Genomic DNA, 20,448 nt, shown 5'->3' on the forward strand with positions numbered 1-20,448 from the left:
TGAGCAATATCGGACGTGATTACTGAGCCGCTTACAACATGGACCGGTCAAAGCGAACGGCACAATTGCGTCCGCGTGCCTTGGCCATATAGAGAGCTTTATCAGCGTGATAGGATAATTCTTCGCCGGACTGACCGTCCTCAGGAGCAAGAAGAGTGCCGATGCTGACGGCAGAGACAAGTTCGGTGCCGGAGATAAGAAACGGCACACGAAATGCCTCAACCAGCCGGTTTGCAACCTCTTCCAGTTGCTCAGCATTTTGCACCGTTGGCATAATAATGCAGAATTCATCGCCGCCGATACGGACGGGCATATCCGCAGGCTCTATGATTGAGCGAATTCTGTCAGCAGCTTGCTTCAAAAGCTTGTCGCCGGCGGGATGTCCGTAAGTGTCATTGATGGTTTTAAAATTATCCATATCCAGCAGCAGGACGCCTGCGGATTGTTTTTGTGTAAAAAGCTGTCGCAGCACGGGTGCTACATGCTCTTTCAGCGCGCGCCGGTTATAGAGGCGCGTCAGCGGATCTGTGAGCGCATTCTTGCGCAGATGTTCTGTGTCATGCTGAAGATAAATATTTTTTCTTTGCAAGCGCAGCAGGGCGCTTGCCAGTTGGGCAAAGCGGCGCATTTCTTCACATTGATCAGCGCTGAATGTGCGTGGCTGTGTATCGATGATGCAGAGGGCGCCGAGTGTCAGCCCTGCATCAATCTCAAGCGGAAAGCCCGCATAGAAACGAAATGCCGGATCGCCGGTAACATAGGCCTTATCGAAAAAGGCGGCATGGCTCGACATATCCTGAACGATAAAAGACTGCCCGGACTGTACCACATAGGTGCAGGCAGATTGCTCGCGCGCGCAGCTTGTTGCTTTGATGCCTGCGGTGGAGGCAATGCGCTGCCAGTCTTCATCTATAATTGTTACAGCGCAGGATGCGGCATGAAACACATCTTTGACAAGTTCAGTCAGAATATCCAGCTCTGGTGTGGTCGAGATGTGTGACGGCAAAAGGCTGCGCACTGAAACAAGACGGTCGGCTTCATTAGCCGGTACTTCAAACGGATAGAGTGCTTTCTGAATATTCAATATATGTTCCAGATTTCTGCTTTACGCGAAAGGTGGTATTGCGTTTAAGTGATAATATTAGACGAAGCTTTTAAAAGACAAACCTCATTTTAATCAGCTAATTCTCAGATATTCCAGTAATATTAGACTGGTCTTACTGAAAAGAAAATGCCGGATTGCAGATAGATTGATACATATTCCTGCCGGAGGAGGAGATAAGTTTTATGCGACGCGTTATTCTCCGGTCGTCAATCCGTCAAAAACATCCAGCAATGCATCGGATATTGCTGCGCCAAGATCGGCAGCAGTCTTTGCAAGCTCTGCCTCATTCATATCCCGCGCTGCGAGCGCCAATGCAGCACCTTGCTGTGTTACAATTTCCTGCGCTCGCTGGATTGCCCAAAGTGCGAATTCACTGCGATTATCAATGGAGACGGTTTCCATAAAGCATCCTGACTGTGTCTGGCGGAGAGGGGAGAAAAGTACTGACATAACGGAAGATACAAAAAAACCCGCTTGCGCGGGTTTTTTTGATTAAAGACCTTGGTAGTGGTCTTTATATGGTGCCAGAAGAGGACTTTAATATAAAAGCTAATTGACTGAAAAATATAATAAATATTAAGTTTGATTTTTATGATGCCATCAATAATGCCATCAAATTTAAATGTCGGAATTATATAAGCGCGTTACGCAGATTTTTATTGTGTGAAACATGTAGCTTGACTGTCTCTCTATCACCATAGCTTTCTTCTATCGTCCAAAATAGCTTGGTTCTGTTCAGATCAACGCGAGGATGATTCTGATGAATTCTGACAATGAAATACTACAATCAGCGGATCATGATGTTTTGCAGCCTTATATCACATTGGCGGATCTTGAAAGTTCTTGGATTGGGGTTGGTGCTGCAATTGACTGGATCGCCATGCGTGGCAAGTCAATGACTTTGAACGAATACTACGAGCGTGAGGATAAAGCAGCCGAAGCGTTCGTTGAAATCTTATCCTCTATACTTCCGTTGCAGGCGGAAAAAAATGTAAGGGGCTTAGACGAGAGTAATCCAGGTCCGTTGATTTCTATCCCGAGTGGTATCTGGCCTCAAACAGCGACATCTGATTCAAATGACAGAGGTAAGCTGTATCGCTTGATCGGAACGGATGATCATAATGAATGGGATGGTGCTATTTTGAGCTCCCGGGTTAGTGGCTATCGCATGGTGCAAGTAAGGTCGGACTTTATTAGAGATAATTGGCCTGAAAACAGAGGCGAGTTAATCGTTCCACCTATACGGCGTGCTGTTTCACAGGCAAATCTTCGGCGCATTGTTGAAATGATTGTGCATGAGACGCCTAAAGAGTTAGTGCCGCTTACGCAGAGGGAGGTCAATGAGCTTGTCAGTCTTTTTATCCCAAGTGCGCAGCGAGATAATATTCGTAGAATTTGTAAAGAGCTTATTCCTCTTCCAAAACCAGGGCCACGAGGGCAGCGAAATCCCAATCGTAAAACACTCATTCAGGAATTGGGCGAAAAACTGATCTCCGCCCAATTGCCCAATTAGGTTTCCATACAAGTCTAAGGCAGGTTCTATGCATATCTCGGTGATTAGCTGAGTTCACATGGAGCCAAAATGATGCAAGATATTTCGACACTTTCAATCGCCCAGACCGCTCGTATACTCGGGATTGGGCGTTCCACACTTTATAATCTCATCAAGGATGGCCAGCTGCCAATCCGCAAGCTTGGTAAGCGCACTCTTATTCTCCGTGAAGATCTTGATCAGTTCATTGCCTCGCTGCCGACAAAAGGTGGGCGCGGTTGAACCGTGCCGTTTTGATCTCTGTTTTTGCTGTTGCAAATTCTGAAGTTTTAAAACTCGCCAGGTTGGGCTGCGTTGCGGAGATGTATAATGGGCAAATTCTATTCAAATGACTATTTAGCAAGTCAGGATATGTTTGCAGATCCGGCACTCGATGATGGCGATCAATACTCGACTGAAGATTTTTGCAATCCTTATGCAGCGGCAAGTCAAGCACGCGGGGCGAGTAGAATTCAGGCGCCAATTATTGTAAATGTTTCTGATCAATGCGCTGAACCTCAAAATATTACTGAATTTAACCAGACAGGGTCTGTAGAGACCTCAATAAACAGGCATGTGCCTCAAAAGCCTAAGTCTGAGATGAAATCCGACGGGGACGCAATTCACCATGCGAATACATCTGGTGAAGCTCCTCGTTTGATGACTGTCAAAGAGGTTGCTGCCTATTTGGCAATCAGTATTTCTAAAGTCTGGCGCTTAGAAAAACGCAAAGTCGCTTTCCCCAAAGCTATACGTATTTGTGGCTCAACTCGGTGGGATCGATATGCAATTGATCGCTATCTGGATAGTCAGCAGATGCCTGAAAATTCTGAGTATTAATTATGTCCCGGCGTCATGATCCTACAAAAGCTCGTCGACACTGGGTGTATACACGAGAGCAGGTATGTCTGAGGTTTAGTGTCGGTGACAGCACAATTACAAATTGGATAGGTCGCGGATTGAAGCCGGTAGATGATAAACGGCCACAGCTTTTTGCTGGATATGAGTTACGCCGCTTTATCACGAGTATGCGTTGGCCGCATGGTCGCTTGCCAGAAAGTGGGCGGCTATTTTGCTCTGTTTGTCCTGGGTTTAAGACGCTTGAACCTGGATCAGTAAATGCTACGCCAATTGGCATTGCATGCTATAAAGTGACAGGAACGTGCCTTGATTGCCACAACATGCTACAAGCGCGTATTCAAGCCCATAGTTTACCTGAGATTTATGAAGCATCTACCAATACCCCTAGAGAATCGTCCGACGTAATATGTGATGGGGTTTCTCGAGCTATTGGGAGAAGTGGAGCGCCTGTACCTACAGAAACTACCAATTTCAATTTGCGTGTGCTTCAACGGTATACTGTTTATCTGGAAAACCATCAAAACTTGGATGTTCGAACTGTTGATGAGCATCTTCGGTCTCTTGCTAGAATGAGTGGATTCTTTGAGCATAAGGACTTTGAGAAGATTACGATTGACGATGCATGTAATTTTAAAAATGCACTACGCAGTCTTTGTATCGGTGATGTGCAAGGTGCCTTAAGTATCTCAACGGTGTCACATACATTGGATCGATGTCGTGCATTTATACAGTGGTTACAACGCCAATCTGACACGAAAACTCATGCGGACTTGGCTGGCTATTTTAGTCTTTCTCGACGGGAGCGCGTAATCGAGGCCAATACGGTGAAGGGAACTAATTTAACCTTTGATCAGGCACTTTGTATCTTTTCTGCTATGCCTATGTCGAACCCGATTGAGCTGCGTAATCGCGCAATTGTAGCTATGTTCATTCTAACGGGTATACGCATTGCAGCGCTGGTTACACTGCGCGGCAAACATGTAAATATTCGTACCCGATGGATCAATCAGGATCCGCGAGAGGTCGATACGAAATTCGGCAAACACATTAGAACCTACTGCCTTGATCTTGGTTCAGGTCTTTGGGGGGCTTTAGACGAATGGGACACATGGCGTAACGCTAATGGTTTTGGTCAGGATGCCGCATTTTTTCTCCCAGACCGATATATTCAGTCAAATGCGCTTGGCTTTGGCTACAAGGGAAATTGTGTTGAAATAGCGCAGTGCTGGAAATCTGAAGAACCGGTTCACCGGATTATTAAAGAGGCCGCAAGCGTAGTTGGGATATTGAACGGTAGCATATCGTCTCACGATTTTCGCAAGGTCCTTCACCCATTCTTGGCTAAGCGCGGTGAAATGACAATTAAAGACGAAGTCGCTTTACAGCTTAACTTCGGTCATACTCCCCAAGAAGTGATACGGAAACATTATTCATCTATGCAGGACAATGAACGTGAGGAAATTTTGGATGAACTGTGCCGTCGCGCCCTGACAAGCCGTAGTGAACTGGACTTATATCTTGCATATGAGCGAAAGGAAATTTCTGAAACAGACGCAGATTTCCGGCGAGCAAAAGAAATTTTTGAACGGAATATGTATGGTCGACGTGAAAATGTTCAGCAGACTTGCCTACTTAAGTAGAAGGCGAATAATTTTTTCCCTTAGGATAGTGATGTCCGAAAAGTATTGATGATTGGCATTTTAATGTTCTTGTTTGGTGATATTTTCAATTATTGACATTCGTTGAGATTTTTTGTGCTCATAAAGAACATGAGAAAGAATGGTTTTATTTTAATGAGTGATGAAATGTTCAATCTTAAACAAGTCTCGACAGGCAACATTCTGATTGAGGTTCGTGACCAGAGCCTTGTCTTTGAAACCATTATAGATGATTTCAATGATGATCTACAAAACTTTGCCGATTTTGTCGCCTCCTTAATTACAGGTGATTATCCGGCTGTTTACGTATCAGATCATAAAAACTGCCTTTGGGCATATGATGGAGATAATAACTTTAAACTGCATTGTGAATTTGATCCAAATGGACGGGATTTACTTTCCGAAATTTCATTAAAGACAAATCGCTCTGATTTAATCAATGCATTACACGGACTTGCTAAAGATATTGCCTTTCATGAAAATTTTGCACGAGGTTATTTATTCTTTGCAGGCGGTACACCAGAGCAGGACAAATTTTTTGATGTTGTTGAACGTGAATGGAAAGACGGTGTGAAAGCCGGCCTTTTCCCTGATGATATCGACTTGAAAGATGCCTATGAAGATCGACGATTTATCGAAGAGTTTCCTTTAATTGAATACGAAAATGGCATCTTGGAAAAATATCAGAACATACTCTTAAACATTTTTCCGAAGGGTTAAAATTTAAAACTCTACAACTATTCGTATACCTGTTTGCCTAAAATGCCTTCAACGGGCTAACAACGTTTTGAGTGTGGTTGCGCTGAGGGAAATTGATGAGCATTGAGAAGACACTATTTGCTGCCGCGGACAATATGCGCGGAGCGATGGATCCGGGTGAGTAAAAGCATATTGCACTTGGCCTTCTGTTTCAGAAGCTTTCGAGCGTACGCACAAACTGATCATTGAAGATGGCGGCGATCCAGAAGATCGTGACGTATATCTGGCCGAAAATATCTTCTTTGTGCCTGAAAAGGCGCGCTGGTCAACGATTTCTAAAAATGCAAAAGATGCGCGCATTGGCGTAATGATTAATGATGCCATGCGCGAAGTCGAGGCAGAAAATACCAGTATCAAAGGTGCACTACCAAAAGTATTTGGTAAAGAAAGCATCGATCGCGGAATGCTTTCCGGATTGATTGATCTATTTTCCAATCTTAAACTTGACGGCCCCGCGTCTGATCTCGATCTGATTGGGCGGATCTATGAATACTATATTGGCGAATTGACTTCAACTCGGGGTTATTTATGCTTCAATTGTTGTCCTATCGAGGTATATACGGGCTTCTTTTCTTGAGGTGGCTTTACACTATCATCTAAAATGATAACCATACGGCTCTTCAAGGACACTGTTTATAAGTGGTGCTGCTGAAATTATATAGGAATGGGGATGAACGCAATCGCATCAACAATCGCAGAGCTTCGGGTTCTTGTTGGGTTCCTGGGCGAAAAGGGGCAAGCTAACTGGTGGACCAGTGAGTTTTTCAGCGGTACAGCTGCTGCGTTTCTTGCCCCTATATTTAACAGGTCGCTATTTTTGGCACAATATCAGGGCACAACTGTTGCTGCGGCAAATATACATGACGAAGCGATTGGTGTGGGGCGCATCTATCACCTTTTCCGCCTGCCTATTGGTCTGGAGCATGCGTCGGCAGATACCCTCAGCGACCCTGCGTTTGTGCAGTCGTTACAAGGTAGGTTAGCAGGCCGTGAGCAGGCCATGGCACGCCTGGCTGAGCTCAGTAAAGATCAAGAGACTGCAATGCCAGGCCCGATATCCCTCGGTCAAATGAGTGATGATCTGGAGGTGGCGTTACAGCGTGCTGCAGGTGTCTACCATTCCGCAATGGGTTTAGGAATTCAATCGCTTCCATATGTTAGGGGGGAGGAGTGACCAGGCAACGCTATTACACCACCCAATTGCAAGCGGGTTTAGGTCTTTTGGATGAAACGCGGCAGCTGCTTCAGTTGTATCAACCTGGTATGGCCGCTTCTCAGCTTTACGATGCTGCGTTGGCATCTGGGCGTTTCCCGCTGGTGACAGCAAGGCGTTTGCGCAACATCGTGGCCGAGTGTTTTGCTCCTCGCTTCCTACGCGATCCTGAGGTGATAAAGCAGCTCAAATTGCTGGTTGAACGCTTTACCACTGCCGAACTCAACCAACTGCTGTTTATCTATACCGCTCGTGCCAACCTAGTCTTGGCGGATTTTGTTCGAGAGGTTTACTGGGCGCGTTACTCAGCAGGTCGCAATGATCTTGATCTGGAAGACGCGCGTACCTTCGTTGCCAACAGTGTGCGCGAGGGAAAAACACAAAAGCCCTGGTCTGAGATAACGATCAAACGTATCTCCTCATATTTAATGGGCTGCTGTGCTGATTATGGATTGTTGGCAACCACTGGCCGCAGTCAGCGATCCATTACTGCTTATCGAATTCTGCCCAGAGTCGCTGCCTACTTGGCTTATGAGCTGAAGTTCAGTGGTCTTGGTGACAATCAAATCGTTGCGAGCCCTGACTGGGAGCTATTTGGCTTGCAGCATGCCGACGTGCGGGATCAACTCAAGCGTTTGTCGTTGCAGGGCCTACTCATATTTCAGGCCGCATCCGGTGTTGTGCATATCGGGTGGACCTATAAAAGCATGGAGGAGCTGATCGATGTCATCGCTCAAAGCTGATTTCAATGAGTTGATGGAGCGAATCAAGCAGGGACGTGAGTTTGGCCATGCTAGTTTCGAACCCATTTTTTACTTGGTTTTTCCACCGAATCAGATTCTCAACGTCAAGCGCGAAACACCCGCGTGGCTGCACCGTCTGCGCAACGAAGGCTGGGAAGTCGAAACTTTTTCCATTGCCGAGCATATTGCAGACATTATCGAGAAGGCGCCATTGCGCAAGATCTGGCTCGCTGCCGATCAGAAAGCGCCCTTGGCATGGGGCAAGGCCAATGCATCGCTGGCTAATGCCATCAGCAATGGTGCCTTGCAGGCACGCATCGAAGCCAAGCTGGCTGGGCTTGAAGGCAAGTCCAAGGCTATTTTACTGGTCACCGATCTCGAGGCGCTGCATCCCTACACGCGCATTGGCGTTATTGAGGGCAAGTTGCAGGGCAAATTTCATGTGCCCACCGTGTTCTTCTACCCTGGCGTGCGTACCGGCAAGACTCGACTCAAATTCCTGGGGTTCTACCCCGACGATGGCAACTACCGTTCTGTCCACGTCGGCGGCTAATCATTGAGACATAACATGACAATTAAAGAACTCTTCGACCCCAGCAAGAACATCAATCGCAGTATTGAAAAAGTTATCACCTATGGCGTGTCACAAGAAGCGCGCCTGAAATCGGAAATCTCCGAATACGTGGTCACCGACAGCATCGACCAGCAGTTCGAGAGCCTCCTGCTCAAGATGGAAGCCGCCATGGATATTGGTGGTGAAAATGAAGTAGGCGTCTGGGTGTCGGGTTTCTACGGCTCGGGTAAAAGCTCGTTCACAAAGTATCTTGGCCTGGCATTTGATGACCGCGTCACCATTGATGGCGTACCATTTATACAACATCTTCAAGATCGCCTCAAGCGTCAGCAAACGAAATCATTGCTTTCAAACGTGGCTAAGCGTTTTCCGGCGGCTGTGTTGATGTTGGACTTGGCCAGTGAACAAGTTGCCGGCGCAACTATGGAAGAAGTATCCACAGTCTTGTTCTACAAGGTTCTGCAATGGGCGGGATATTCGCGTAATCTCAAAGTGGCCGCACTGGAGCGCAAGCTCAAAAAGGAAGGCCGTTACAACGAATTCTTGGATGCCTTTAAGGACACGGCTGGAGGAGAAGATTGGAGCAATTACCGTAATGATGAGCTGGTGGTCGATAGCCTCATTCCCGAGATTGCCCACCAGCTTTATCCCACGCTGTTCAAAACGACTACTTCGTTCACCACTGAATTAAGCGAGATTGTCGTCTTCGAAAATGACCGCGTCCGGGAAATGTTGGAGATTGCCCGCGAGGCATCGGGCAAGGAATACATCATCTTCATCATCGATGAAGTGGGGCAGTACGTTGGCCCTCGGCCCAACTTGATATTGAATCTCGATGGACTGGCCAAAAATCTGAAAAACATCGGCGACGGCAAGGTTTGGATCGTCGGTACGGCGCAGCAAACCCTCACGGCGGATGACGCGAAGGCGGCGCTCAATTCACCTGAGATGTTCAAGCTCAACGACCGCTTCCCGATTCAGATTGCGCTCGAATCAAACGACATTAAAGAGATTTGCTACACGCGTTTATTGGGCAAGTCTTCGGCGGCCGAGATTGAGTTGGGTGGGTTGTTTGATCAATACGGCCAACAATTGCGCCAAAACACCAAGCTGGTAGACGCTCGCGTATACGGCGTGGATTTCGACCGCAAGACTTTCGTTGACCTGTACCCGTTCCTACCTGCGCATTTCGATATTTTGCTGCATCTGCTGGGAGCCCTGGCTAAGTCTACCGGGGGCATTGGTCTGCGCTCAGCCATTAAAGTGCTACAAGACATCTTGATTGACGGCTCTGATGACAAGCCTGCCATTGCTGAGCAGTCTGTCGGCTGGTTGGCCACCACGGTCACACTGTTTGATGCGCTGGACAAAGACATCAAACGTGCCTTTGCCTCACTGCACGCATCGGTTGAAAAAGCCACCAAGATTCGCTTCTCTCATTCCGAACTACACCAAAACATCGCCAAAACGGTCGCTGTTCTGCAGATTCTGGGCAACCTGCCCATCACCCGCCAAAACGTCACCAGCCTGATGCACGACAGCATTGCAGGTAGCTCCCAGGCGGACGCTGTAGCTAAAGCGGTCGAAGACTTGATTAACGACCCTATCGTTCCGTTTGGCGAGCAAGATGGGAACCTGTGCTTCTTCAGTGAAAAGCTCAACGATATCGAGCAAGAGCGCAGCCAAGTGGCGTTGCGTAGCGTCGAATTGCGTCGTATCGTCAATGAAGCACTGACAGGCGTTTATTCGCCATTGCCAACCGTTCAGTTGCCCGGCCCGTTTGTGGTGACGACTGGCCTGAAAGCCCTGTCGGCGGGGAATGTTCCGGCCTCTTTGGCGGGTGAACGCAATCAAATTCAAACCATTGTCGAGTTGGTGGATCCGAAAGAAGTTGATAGCGCTCGTATCCGCCTCACGGATGAGTCACGCCACAACTCATCCAAGTTCAATATCTATCTGGTGGGCCGAACCACGCCAGAGATGGATGAACTAACAGCGGACATTCACCGCTGCCGCGAAATTGCCAACCGTTATCGCAGCGATCTAGACCAAGAAATCCGCGAATACTGCAACGGCCAAGCCGACCGCGCCGGACACCTCAGCACCAAGCTGCGTGCGCAGATTCAGCGCAGCCTGTTACAAGGTTCATTCATCTTCCGTGGCCAGGCTGTTGCCGTCGATACGCTGGCGACAGATCTGCTAGATGCTGCGCGCAAGCATTTAAAAGAAGTGGCCGAGCAGGTTTTCGATCGCTATACCGAAGCACCGGTGCGTGCAGCAACCGAGCTTGCCGAGAAGTTTCTGCGGGTCGGCAATCTGTCCGGCATCACCAGCGCACTTGATCCGCTGAATCTAGTGCAAACCCAAAGCGGGCGGCACAGCATTCGCACCGATCACTTAGCCATGGTCAGCATCCACGATTACATAGATCGCAATGGCACAGTCGATGGCAAACGCCTGACGGATGCCTTTGCCGATGCACCCTTTGGTTGGTCGGCAGACACCCTGCGTTATCTGGTAGCAGCCCTGCTACTGGCCGGTGAGATCAAGCTCAAGGTGGCGGGACGCGAGGTCACTGTTAATGGCCAGCAAGCCATCGACGCCATCAAAACTAACAATACCTTTAAGAGCATCGGCATCTCGCTGCGTGGCGGTGATCGGCCATCCAACGACGTACTGGCACGCGCCGCAACCCGGCTTACCGAGATTAGCGGCGACACTGTCGTGCCGCTGGAAGATGAAATTAGCAAAGTTACCACGAAGCTCTTTCCTCAGCTACAGCACCAATACGGCCCGCTCACTGAGAAATTGCGCGGCCTGAATTTGCCGGGTGTTGATCGCCTGCAAAACCTCACGCATGAGATTAACGACGTACTGCTTACCGATGCCTCGGATGCGCCGCGTCGCTTGGGTGGCGAGCAGTCTGGGTTGTTCGACAGCCTCAAGTGGGCTGCCGAGGTCAAGCTCAAATTGGAGAAAGGCTTGGAGCAAACCCTACGCGATCTGCGCCAGCATTGCACTGCCATTGCTAATCTGCCGAACGTCGCCTTGCTTGTCACGCTGAAAGAAGAGTTGGCGGAGGCACTCAGCCTCATTGATGAGCGCTTGCAGCAGGCGGACTTTTATCGCTTTGCGGCCGACTTCAGCACCAGCCTCACCACCATTCGGGCCCGTATTCGCGATACGGTGATTGCGATGCAAGACCTACTCAAAACGCGCATTAAAGAGGCCGAGGTCGACCTCAAGCGCGTGCCAGAATGGAGCAAGCTCACCCAGCAGGAGCAAACCGAACTGTTGGGTAGCCTGGAGCGTTTGATTGTGGAAATGACACCTGATTTGTTGGGGCTCAATTCCATTACCAACAAGCTCTCTGAGATGCAGGATGAAGTGCAGGGCTTGAAACACAGTATTGAGCGTCTGGGAACGAAGCGGATTAAGGAGGAGCTTGAAGCTGAGATTCCTGTAGCAAGTGCTTTCAATGAACCGAAACCAGCCATCGCGCGCAGCATCAAAGCACGGACCAAGATCACCACGATGGGTGACCTGGATGCGCTGATCACGCAACTACAACAGCTGCGTGGAGAACTGAAGTATGCCCACGCCTTTGCCCTCAATCTCGAACTGCAGGACGACCTATGACTTTTGAAAAAAAGGAGGCTTTCGATCAAACCACCCGAGGGCGTCTGCAAAAGCTGGTTAACAGTTGTCGTCGTTTGCTGTCCGATGAATTCAGCATCCAGCTTCAACAAACCTATGGCCTAGATCCAAAGACAGGTGAAGTTACGCCCATGGCGCGGCTCACCCATCTGGATGATCGGCAACGCCACACGGCTGAGGTGCTGCGCCAAACCCTGGCGCACTATCTGGGCGCGGATGCCGACGATACCGATCACCGCATCGCCGTGCTCAATCGCATGGTTCGGGAGCAGGCCTTTACCGTGCTCAACCGCCTGGCAGCACTGCTGATGATGGAAGCGCGTGGGCAGTTGATAGAGTCGGTCAGCAAGGGCTACCAATCGCGTGGCTGTCAGCTCTACAGCAAGATTGCTGGTACCGCCTTGGGAGACACCGGCCAGGCGTATCATGTCTATCTGTTCAGCGTGTTTGATGAACTGGCACAAGAGCTGCCCGCTCTGTTTGATCGCTATGCGGCTAATGGCTTGCTGTTCCCGCGCGAAACTGCCCTGCGTCCGCTGCTGGATGAACTCAACCACTTTGAGATTGAGCCTCTCTGGGGCGAAGACGAAACCATCGGCTGGATCTATCAATACTTCAACTCGCCGGAAGAGCGAAAGGACATGCGCAAAGCAAGAGCTCCACGGACAAGCCGTGAGCTCGCTGTACGCAACCAGTTTTTCACGCCGCGCTACGTGGTGGAGTTTTTGGTCGATAACACGCTGGGGCGCCTCTGGTTTAATGCCACTGGCGGGCAAACGGATCTGCGCGACCGTTGCCAATACTTGCTGGTCAAGTCCGACGAGCAACCACAGGCAACCGTCAAACTGCGCGACCCCCGTACCCTGAAGCTGCTGGACCCGGCCTGCGGATCGATGCACTTCGGCTTGTATGCCTTCGATCTGTTTGCGGAGATCTATCGGGAAGCCTGGACCTGGGAACAGCAGCATGGCCCCGGCTCCTTAGATGTTTCCACTCAGCCCCAGGCTGCGTTCAAACCACTCAGCCAAACCTATGGCGATGAAGCGAGCTTTCTGCGCGATGTGCCACGTTTAATCATCGAGCACAACCTCTACGGAGTGGACATTGATCCGCGTGCCGCGCAGATCGCCACCTTGGCGCTGTGGCTGCGGGCACAGCGTGCCTGGCATGAGACAAACGTAAAAGCCAAAGATCGTCCGCGTATTGGGCAGAGCCATGTGGTTGCAGCAGTCGCCCCACCAGCAGAGCGTGAGTTGCGCCAGCTGTTTGCCGAGCAACTTGATCCACTCGACGCAGATCTGTTCGAGAAGACTCTTCAGATGTTGAAGCACCTCCCAGAAACGGGTGTATTACTCAAAGTAGAGCGAGATCTACCTCGATTAATCAAGCATGTATATGGAGGCAAAGGTACGGGCTTGTTTGCTCAGCAAGAAGTAGAAATTTGGCAGAAAGCTGAGGCGCGTCTACGTAGCGCGCTTATTGCATTTTCGCAGACTGCAAAAAGCACTTATCAAAGCCACTTATTCGCACAGGATGCCCTGCAAGGATTGCGATTAGTAGATATGTGCAGCGAAATATTTGACGTCATAGTGATGAATCCTCCGTTTGGGGCTCTTAGTCTTGGCAGTAAAGAGAATCTAACGAAATCATATCCATTTTCAAAAAATGATCTGCTCGCAATTTTCGTCGAGCGAGCTCTAGAGCTCCTAAGTCCAGGAGGGAGAGTTGGGGCCATTACTTCACGTGCATGCTTCTTTCTCTCCAGCTTTGAAAAATGGCGAGCAAATGTTGCACTAAAGAAAGGTGAGCCGGAGTGCTTTGCTGATTTCGGCCATGGGGTAATGGATGATGCAATGGTGGAAGCTGCAGCATACGTTTTTCGGAAGCCTAATAGTGACCAAAAATATGAAGCCGAAAACTTCCCATGCATTCGAGTGCTCAAAGACGAAGATAAGAACTCTGCGCTCCTGAAGGCCATCAAAAATACCGGCGATAGTAATTACTTCCTTGCAAATATTGATTCGTTTGAATTTTCGCCCGGCAAAGCGTTTACCTATTGGGTGCCAAAAGAAATTTTAGAAAAACTCAACAAATTTAAACCAATTGAAGGAAGTCAAGCAACGGTTAAAGTGGGGCTGCAAACCGGTGATGACTGGAGATTTCTACGTCAATGGTGGGAGGTTGACAATGCAGACATTGCTGATGCTTCCAGAATCGAAAACGACGGTCAAGGCTCGTGTTCGGAGAAAATTAGAAGCAGCATTCGTAAGCAAACAACGATTGGTAGTTGCAAGTGGGCAATGTATTCAAAAACGGATTATTCGGCACCTTGGTACTCTCCGCTTTTGCAAGTGGTCAATTGGAAAAATGACGGCGATCATTTCCAACATTTTTTCGATGTGAATGGAAAACTAAGAAGCCGACCTCAAAATTTGGAGTACTACTTCCTGCCGGGTTTTAGCTACATGCTCCGGTCTTTCAGACTCGTTCCGTATATTGTTCCTGCCGGAGCCGTGCCAACAGCGGGCCGTTCGCAAGTTTTTCCTCTGGGGGAAAATATACTGGATGTGTTTGCTATTTGCTCATCTAATCTGGGAAGCGCGGTCGCTCGCTTTAATGGCGAAAACTTTGCTAGGCCGAAATTTCAGGCTGGCATGGTTCAAGGGATTCCATCAATCAAATTTGATTTGGAATTAAAAGGGCTCATCCAGGATAAAGTCAAAAGCGAAGTTGAAACGCGTAGAAAAATTTTTCAGTTACACGAACCATTTGTTGAATTTGTTTTGCCGGCATATTTAGTGGATGTAAACGAATCATTGTCATGGCAAAAGGACTCTTTGCTGGGGCACGAACTTGAACTGAAGGTCGCTTCGGCTTACGGCCTGAGCTCTCAAGAACTTGAAGCACTTGAGAAGGATGTTTTTGAGGCCATTGAAAGTCAGTCAAAAATATCATTGCCAGATGATGGGCCAGATTGTGATGAGAGTGACGAAAGTTCCGATACACCGGAATCGGCTGAAGTTATTGACGAAAGCCCCAAGTCTGTTGCAGATGGGTTTATATCCTATCTCGTAGGATGTTCGTTTGGCAGATGGGATATTCGAATAGCAACGTCTGGTTGGAAGCAAAGTGGAGATATTGATCCATTTTCACCAGTTTCTTGTTGCCCACCAGGCGTTCTCCGTAATGGTTCTGAAACCATTTTGGATGATGGCTCACAAGCGCTGTATCCAATTAGCGTATTCCCATTTGGTGTTGCCGCTGAAAATGCATCAGAGAGTGACGACCTGGTAAAACATATCGAGAAATCACTCCGATATATTTTCAATTCAAACTCAGACTCTAAAGAGCAAGATTTGCTTTTAAAGTTGGGGTTCTCTTCTATACGAGACTACATAGGAAAGCCTGCAGGATTTTTTGCAGACCATCTGCAGCGATACTCAAAAAGCCGACGTAAAGCGCCCATTTACTGGCCTCTTGCCACCGCTTCGGGTAGCTACACGCTCTGGGTCTATTACCCATCACTGAATAATCAGACGCTGTTTACAGCGGTCAATGATTTTCTCGATGGCCCCAACGGGAAACTGACGCAAGTCTGTCGTGAGTGTGCAGGTTTACGTACTAAAGGCAGCGGCCGCTCTCGTGATGAGGAAAAGCAGTACGAAACGCTGCAAATCTTTGAGCAAGAGCTCACTGAGCTGCGCGATACCTTGCTCAAGATTGCACCGACCTACCAGCCTAATCATGACGACGGCGTGCAAATCACCGCCGCACCGCTCTGGCCACTATTCCGCCACAAGCCCTGGCAAAAGGTGTTGAAAGACACCTGGGCCAAACTGGAAAAAGGCGACTACGACTGGGCGCATCTGGCCATGGCCTACTGGCCAGAACGCGTGCGCGAAAAATGCAAGACCGACAAATCGCTGGCCATCGCCCATGGGCTGGAGGATCTATACGTGGAGCCCGAGGCTGCCCCCAAGAAAACTCGCGGAATAAAGAAGGCCGGGGGTGAGGCATGATTCAGGACGTCAAAGCCTCCCCTGTTAGTTTTTACTTCAATCCGGATGGGGCCAGTTCTTTTTTCATCCCCAAGTACCAGCGTGAGTACGTTTGGGGCTGGTCGAACTGGGATGCGCTATTCAACGATCTGGATGAGTCGCCTTCTGGTCACTTCTTGGGGTCGATCATTTGCGTCAACGGCCAGAAGGACTCGATGGCAGGTGGCAAGCTGGAACTGATCGATGGCCAGCAGCGCTTTACCACCATCAGCCTGCTGTTCTGCGCGCTGTACGACAAGCTGAAGACGAACCCTGAGCCGGATGACGACTTCAACGTTGAGATAGTGAACCTGAAGAACCGCATCTTCATCAAGGCGAACAATCAATGGCGCTTTGAGCCCAGCGAGCAGATGCAGAACAAGGCGGACTTCCAGCGGATTCTGAGTGAGCTTTTTCCCAAGCTGGTCACTGCACCCAAAGGGCTGGCCAACTTCGGGAATCGCCGTATCGCGAAGGCTTACAAGTATTTCCGTGAGCGGCTTGCGCCATTTGACATTAGCCAAGCCATGGCGCTGCTTGAAAAACTCAAGTGCGCGATCCTGGTCAAAATTGAGGTTCAAAGCCATTCGGACGCATTCATGTTGTTCGAGTCGATCAACAACCGAGGCATTCCATTGTCGGCCATCGACATCATCAAGAACAATTTGCTGGCAGAACTCGATAAGCGCCCTGACTACGGCATTGACCGGGCGTTTGATGAGTGGAAAGACTTGATTGATTTGCTCCCTGATCCGGCCGTGCAAGAGCGCTTCTTGCGGCAGCTGTACAATGTGTTCAAGTACCTCAAGCGGGTGGAGGTCAAAGGCTGTTCAAGAGCAACGCGCTCCAATCTCATCACCATTTACGACACCTTGTTACGCAAGCGCCCGGTGTGGCTTTTCCACGCTCTGCAATCCCAGGGAAAGATCTATTCGGCGCTGCTCAATCCGGCGGCGGCTAAAGATGAATGGAGCGAAGGCACTGCGGCCAACTTGCAAGACCTGCAGCGCCTAGGTGCAGCACCGGCTTATGCGTTTTTGCTATGGGTGAGCCAGGTTGCCCTGAGTAAGGCGTGGGATGAAAGCGAGGCGTTGAGTCAAATGGCCGCTCTGCTCACCAAGTGGTTCTTCTGGCGAAACCTTACCGATATGCCACCAACCCGTGAGCTCGATCCGATGTTCGTGGAGTTGATTGGCGAGCTGTTGCAAAAGATGCGTGCGAGTTCAATTGCCAAGCTGGACGAATTTGTGAAGCACGCGAGTGGCTGGTTGCTGGCGCGTGCCGCCCCCGAGAATGTGTGTGATGCCCGCCTGAAGGGCGATGTGTACCTTGACAACTACGAGGCCACTCGCTTCATGCTGTGCAAGCTCGAAGAAGTGCACCAGACCCGCGAGAACAAGCGCGACCTATGGACGCACGACGCAAACGATCGTCCCGTTTTCACGGTTGAGCACATCTTGCCCAAAACAGAAAACCTTGGCCCAGGCTGGGTGGCCATGCTGGAACTCAACAGCAAGGACACTGCTGACCTCATACGCCAGCGCTGCGCCCACCAACTCGGCAACCTAACCCTGAGTGGGTACAACTCCAAACTAGGCACGATGGAGTTCATGAAGAAGCGTGATCGCCAGAACGACAAGGGCGACTTCATCGGGTATCGCAATGGGCTGTATCTGAACGCTGATTTGGCCTCGTGCACCGAATGGAATGAGGCCGAGATGACGGCACGAACAGACAAGATGCTCAAGGAGGTGAAGTCCATCTTGAGCCTAAGGAGCAGCTTATGAGCATTGCAGAGTTCATCCAAAACAAGGTTCTTCGCTCCCGTTTGCAAAAGACCGGCAGCCTTGTGGTGTATGACCCTACAGGCCACTACCAGGATGTCTGCAACGGCTTGGCTGATGAAACACTGTTGGTTGTCGATGCATCGAAGAGCAGTATTGAGAGCCGGGTTGGGGCGATGCAGGGTCTGCGTGATGTGATTGAACGTCAGCTCGCTGGGTTGTTGGTTTACGTGCCTGCCAAGGCTCCAGAAAGTGATGAGGAACGGCAATCTGACCCGTTCGCCCCCATTGCGGCTGCGGGAGCGATTTTCCCGGACGGCGACGGCGATAGCTTTGAGAGTCTTTGCCTTAAAGCGAAGCCAGATCACACCACCGCAATCAGGACGATCTTTGCTCAGGATGCATCGCCAAGCTTTGCCGTGGTGGATGCGATCAGTGGTGGTTTGGGTTGGCCCAACTTGCGAGCATTACTGGTAGTCGAGTCCGCTCGGGACATTCTGTTTGCGTTGCTTGTGCCAAATGCTGCACAGCAGACGGCATTGAAAGGCAGCGACAGCTGGGTGACAGAGGCACGTGATTTGCTCCGCAACAGCATGGGCCTGTCATTAAAGACCCAGGGTAAAACATGGGACTCGGTTGCTAATGAGCTATGGCGCTTTGTTTTGTTCAGCGAGTTTGTGTTTGATCTGCCTGGTGCATTGCCCTCCAGCTTGAGCGATGTGCCGCGCGCAGAAACGCAGGCCAAGCCTTTGATTGAAGATCTCTGCGATCGCATGCGGAATGACCGCCGCACGCAGAGTGCCTACATTGACCGTGCGGAAGATATAGAGAAGGAGCTCAATCTGGTCAGCCAATTTACTGGCTGGTCTGATCTAGGTGCTCGCGACACCTTCCCGTTTGAGGAACGTACGTTTTTGAGTCGGGCGGTCGAAGGCATCTTGTGTGATGACATCGACCGGGTTCGGAGCATTTCAGAGCGTCATCAGCAATCTGTGTGGACGGGCAAAGGCGAGAGCCGTGCCCAGTGGGATTTGATTCGATCAGCCACTGAGCTACTGCAAACCTGCGATGATATGGAGCGGCAACTTGCAGACAACGCACGCAATCTTGATTTGCTGCTGGCCTTTTATGTAGGCAGCCTGCGTGAAGCTGATCGCTTACATCGTGAGTTCGAACAGGCGGTTAGCGATTACGACTGGCAAGACGCACAAGGGGTCATGACGCCGGTCAAGCAGCAGGTGCGTAAGCAGTACGGCAAGCTGGTTGAGAAGGTGCAGTTGATCTTTACTCGCCATGTGGAGCAAAGCGGATGGCCGTTGGCGGGCCAGCTATCGAACGCTGACGTATTTGACCGCATCGTCGCACCTAAGCTGCAGAAGAACGGCCACAAGGTTGCGTACTTTATGATCGATGCGCTGCGCTATGAATTGGGTGTAGCGCTTGTGCATCAACTGACCGAAGACGGCCAAGTTGAGCTGCAAGCTGCTATGGTGCAATTGCCTAGCATTACGCTGGTGGGTATGGCCAGCTTGCTGCCTGGCGCAGGACAGCTGCTGCGCATCAAAAATGACGACCAGAGCCTGGTGGCGATGTTGGGCGACCAGGTGGTGGGCACGGTTGCTCAGCGTATGGATGTATTTCGGAAGAAATACGGCCAGCGCTTTGAAGAGGGGCGCCTGGAAGACTTTGTGCGTGGGCGATTTGATTTTTCACCCGAAACCGATTTGCTGGTGCTGCGCTCGGTGGAGATCGATAGTCACTTTGAAAATCATCCCCACACAGCGCCAAGAGAAATTATCAATGCACTTAAACGAATCCGTGTGGCGATCCGCAAACTGAAGGAGCGCGGTTTTCATGAGGTGGTGATCGCGACCGACCATGGCTTCTTTATGAATACTCATGCCGGTGCCGGTGATGTGTGTAATAAGCCGTCCGGAAATTGGATTGGCATCCATGATCGATGCGCACTTGGCGATGGTACTGGCGACGGCAATCACCTGGTGGTTTCAGCTGAAAAGATGGGTATTCGCGGTGACTTCGCCAAATGTGCTGCACCACACTCGCTGGCCTCCTATCGCAACGGTCTCCTGTACTACCACGGCGGCATTTCACTGCAAGAGTGCGTAGTGCCGGTCATTACGATGCAACTAAAAGCATCGAGCCAGCCGACTTTGCATAAAGCATCTGTGGCGATGAGTTACAAAAACAGCGCAAAGGTCATCACTACTCGTATGCCGGTGATTGACCTTTCGCTTGAGACGGCAGATATGTTCTCGATTGAGAACGACTTCGAGATTCTGCTGGAGGCACACGATAGCAAGGGCGAAGTTGTAGGCGAAGCCAAGGCTGGAGGCGCGGTAAATCCGGCGACTGGAACCTTGTCGTTGAAGCCTGGCGATAAGGTTCAAGTCACGATCAAGATGCAAATGGATTTCGAGGGAAAATTCAAGATAAAGGCTTTGAACCCCACGACTTATACGGTGTACTGTCAGCTCGACCTGGCAACTGATTATGCGGTGTAACAGT

The 20,448-nt window shown here is 49.9% G+C and carries 14 protein-coding genes and 1 pseudogene; 13 read left to right on the top strand and 2 right to left on the bottom strand.

Annotation, left to right across the window (positions count from 1 at the left end; translation table 11 throughout):
* Positions 1-31 precede the first annotated feature (31 nt).
* Both P8H26_RS10980 and P8H26_RS10985 read right to left on the bottom strand, forming a co-directional pair.
* The gene (locus P8H26_RS10980) at positions 32-1,084 is read right to left on the bottom strand and encodes a sensor domain-containing diguanylate cyclase (protein WP_289633042.1); all 1,053 of its coding nucleotides are present in this window, start codon (positions 1,082-1,084) and stop codon (positions 32-34) included.
* Between the two features lie 213 nt (positions 1,085-1,297).
* On the bottom strand, positions 1,298-1,507 hold the full coding sequence (locus tag P8H26_RS10985) for a hypothetical protein (RefSeq protein ID WP_289633043.1): 210 nt from the start codon (positions 1,505-1,507) through the stop codon (positions 1,298-1,300).
* Positions 1,508-1,865: 358 nt separating this feature from the next.
* Between P8H26_RS10985 and P8H26_RS10990 the strand changes: the two genes are divergently transcribed.
* The 13 genes and pseudogenes from P8H26_RS10990 to P8H26_RS11050 all read left to right on the top strand — a co-directional run bounded on the left by P8H26_RS10990 (position 1,866) and on the right by P8H26_RS11050 (position 20,444).
* The gene (locus P8H26_RS10990) at positions 1,866-2,618 is read left to right on the top strand and encodes a hypothetical protein (protein WP_289633044.1); all 753 of its coding nucleotides are present in this window, start codon (positions 1,866-1,868) and stop codon (positions 2,616-2,618) included.
* Between the two features lie 69 nt (positions 2,619-2,687).
* On the top strand, positions 2,688-2,879 hold the full coding sequence (locus P8H26_RS10995) for a helix-turn-helix domain-containing protein (RefSeq protein ID WP_289633045.1): 192 nt from the start codon (positions 2,688-2,690) through the stop codon (positions 2,877-2,879).
* An 87-nt stretch (positions 2,880-2,966) separates the two neighbouring features.
* Positions 2,967-3,476: an AlpA family transcriptional regulator gene (locus P8H26_RS11000; protein ID WP_289633047.1), complete on the top strand. Its 510-nt coding sequence runs from the start codon at positions 2,967-2,969 to the stop codon at positions 3,474-3,476.
* 119 nt (positions 3,477-3,595) lie between these two features.
* Positions 3,596-5,137, top strand: coding sequence for a hypothetical protein (locus P8H26_RS11005; protein WP_289633049.1), 1,542 nt, complete (start codon positions 3,596-3,598; stop codon positions 5,135-5,137).
* 153 nt (positions 5,138-5,290) lie between these two features.
* Entirely contained in the window at positions 5,291-5,875 is a 585-nt protein-coding gene (locus tag P8H26_RS11010) for a hypothetical protein (protein WP_289633050.1), read from the top strand.
* 202 nt (positions 5,876-6,077) lie between these two features.
* Positions 6,078-6,491: pseudogene (locus P8H26_RS11015) on the top strand (type I restriction-modification system subunit M N-terminal domain-containing protein); the annotation flags it as partial.
* A 93-nt stretch (positions 6,492-6,584) separates the two neighbouring features.
* Positions 6,585-7,088, top strand: coding sequence for a BrxE family protein (locus P8H26_RS11020; RefSeq protein ID WP_289633051.1), 504 nt, complete (start codon positions 6,585-6,587; stop codon positions 7,086-7,088).
* Positions 7,085-7,870: a DUF1819 family protein gene (locus P8H26_RS11025; RefSeq protein WP_289633052.1), complete on the top strand. Its 786-nt coding sequence runs from the start codon at positions 7,085-7,087 to the stop codon at positions 7,868-7,870. Before P8H26_RS11020 ends, P8H26_RS11025 begins: the two co-directional genes overlap by 4 nt.
* The gene (locus tag P8H26_RS11030; RefSeq protein ID WP_289633053.1) at positions 7,851-8,423 is read left to right on the top strand and encodes a BREX protein BrxB domain-containing protein; all 573 of its coding nucleotides are present in this window, start codon (positions 7,851-7,853) and stop codon (positions 8,421-8,423) included. Before P8H26_RS11025 ends, P8H26_RS11030 begins: the two co-directional genes overlap by 20 nt.
* 15 nt (positions 8,424-8,438) lie before the next feature.
* Complete coding sequence (gene brxC / locus P8H26_RS11035; RefSeq protein ID WP_289633054.1) at positions 8,439-12,083, top strand: BREX system P-loop protein BrxC; 3,645 nt, start codon at positions 8,439-8,441, stop codon at positions 12,081-12,083.
* Positions 12,080-16,120 (top strand): BREX-1 system adenine-specific DNA-methyltransferase PglX, encoded by a 4,041-nt coding sequence (pglX, locus tag P8H26_RS11040; RefSeq protein WP_289633055.1) that lies wholly within the window; start codon positions 12,080-12,082, stop codon positions 16,118-16,120. Before brxC ends, pglX begins: the two co-directional genes overlap by 4 nt.
* The gene (locus tag P8H26_RS11045) at positions 16,117-17,925 is read left to right on the top strand and encodes a DUF262 domain-containing protein (RefSeq protein ID WP_289633056.1); all 1,809 of its coding nucleotides are present in this window, start codon (positions 16,117-16,119) and stop codon (positions 17,923-17,925) included. Before pglX ends, P8H26_RS11045 begins: the two co-directional genes overlap by 4 nt.
* Positions 17,922-20,444, top strand: a complete 2,523-nt coding sequence (locus tag P8H26_RS11050; RefSeq protein WP_289633057.1) for a PglZ domain-containing protein — start codon at positions 17,922-17,924, stop codon at positions 20,442-20,444. The genes P8H26_RS11045 and P8H26_RS11050 overlap by 4 nt, the downstream gene beginning before the upstream one ends.
* Positions 20,445-20,448: the final 4 nt, after the last annotated feature.

It is taken from the genome of Pseudochrobactrum sp. sp1633 (assembly GCF_030376605.1).
Taxonomy (GTDB): domain Bacteria; phylum Pseudomonadota; class Alphaproteobacteria; order Rhizobiales; family Rhizobiaceae; genus Pseudochrobactrum.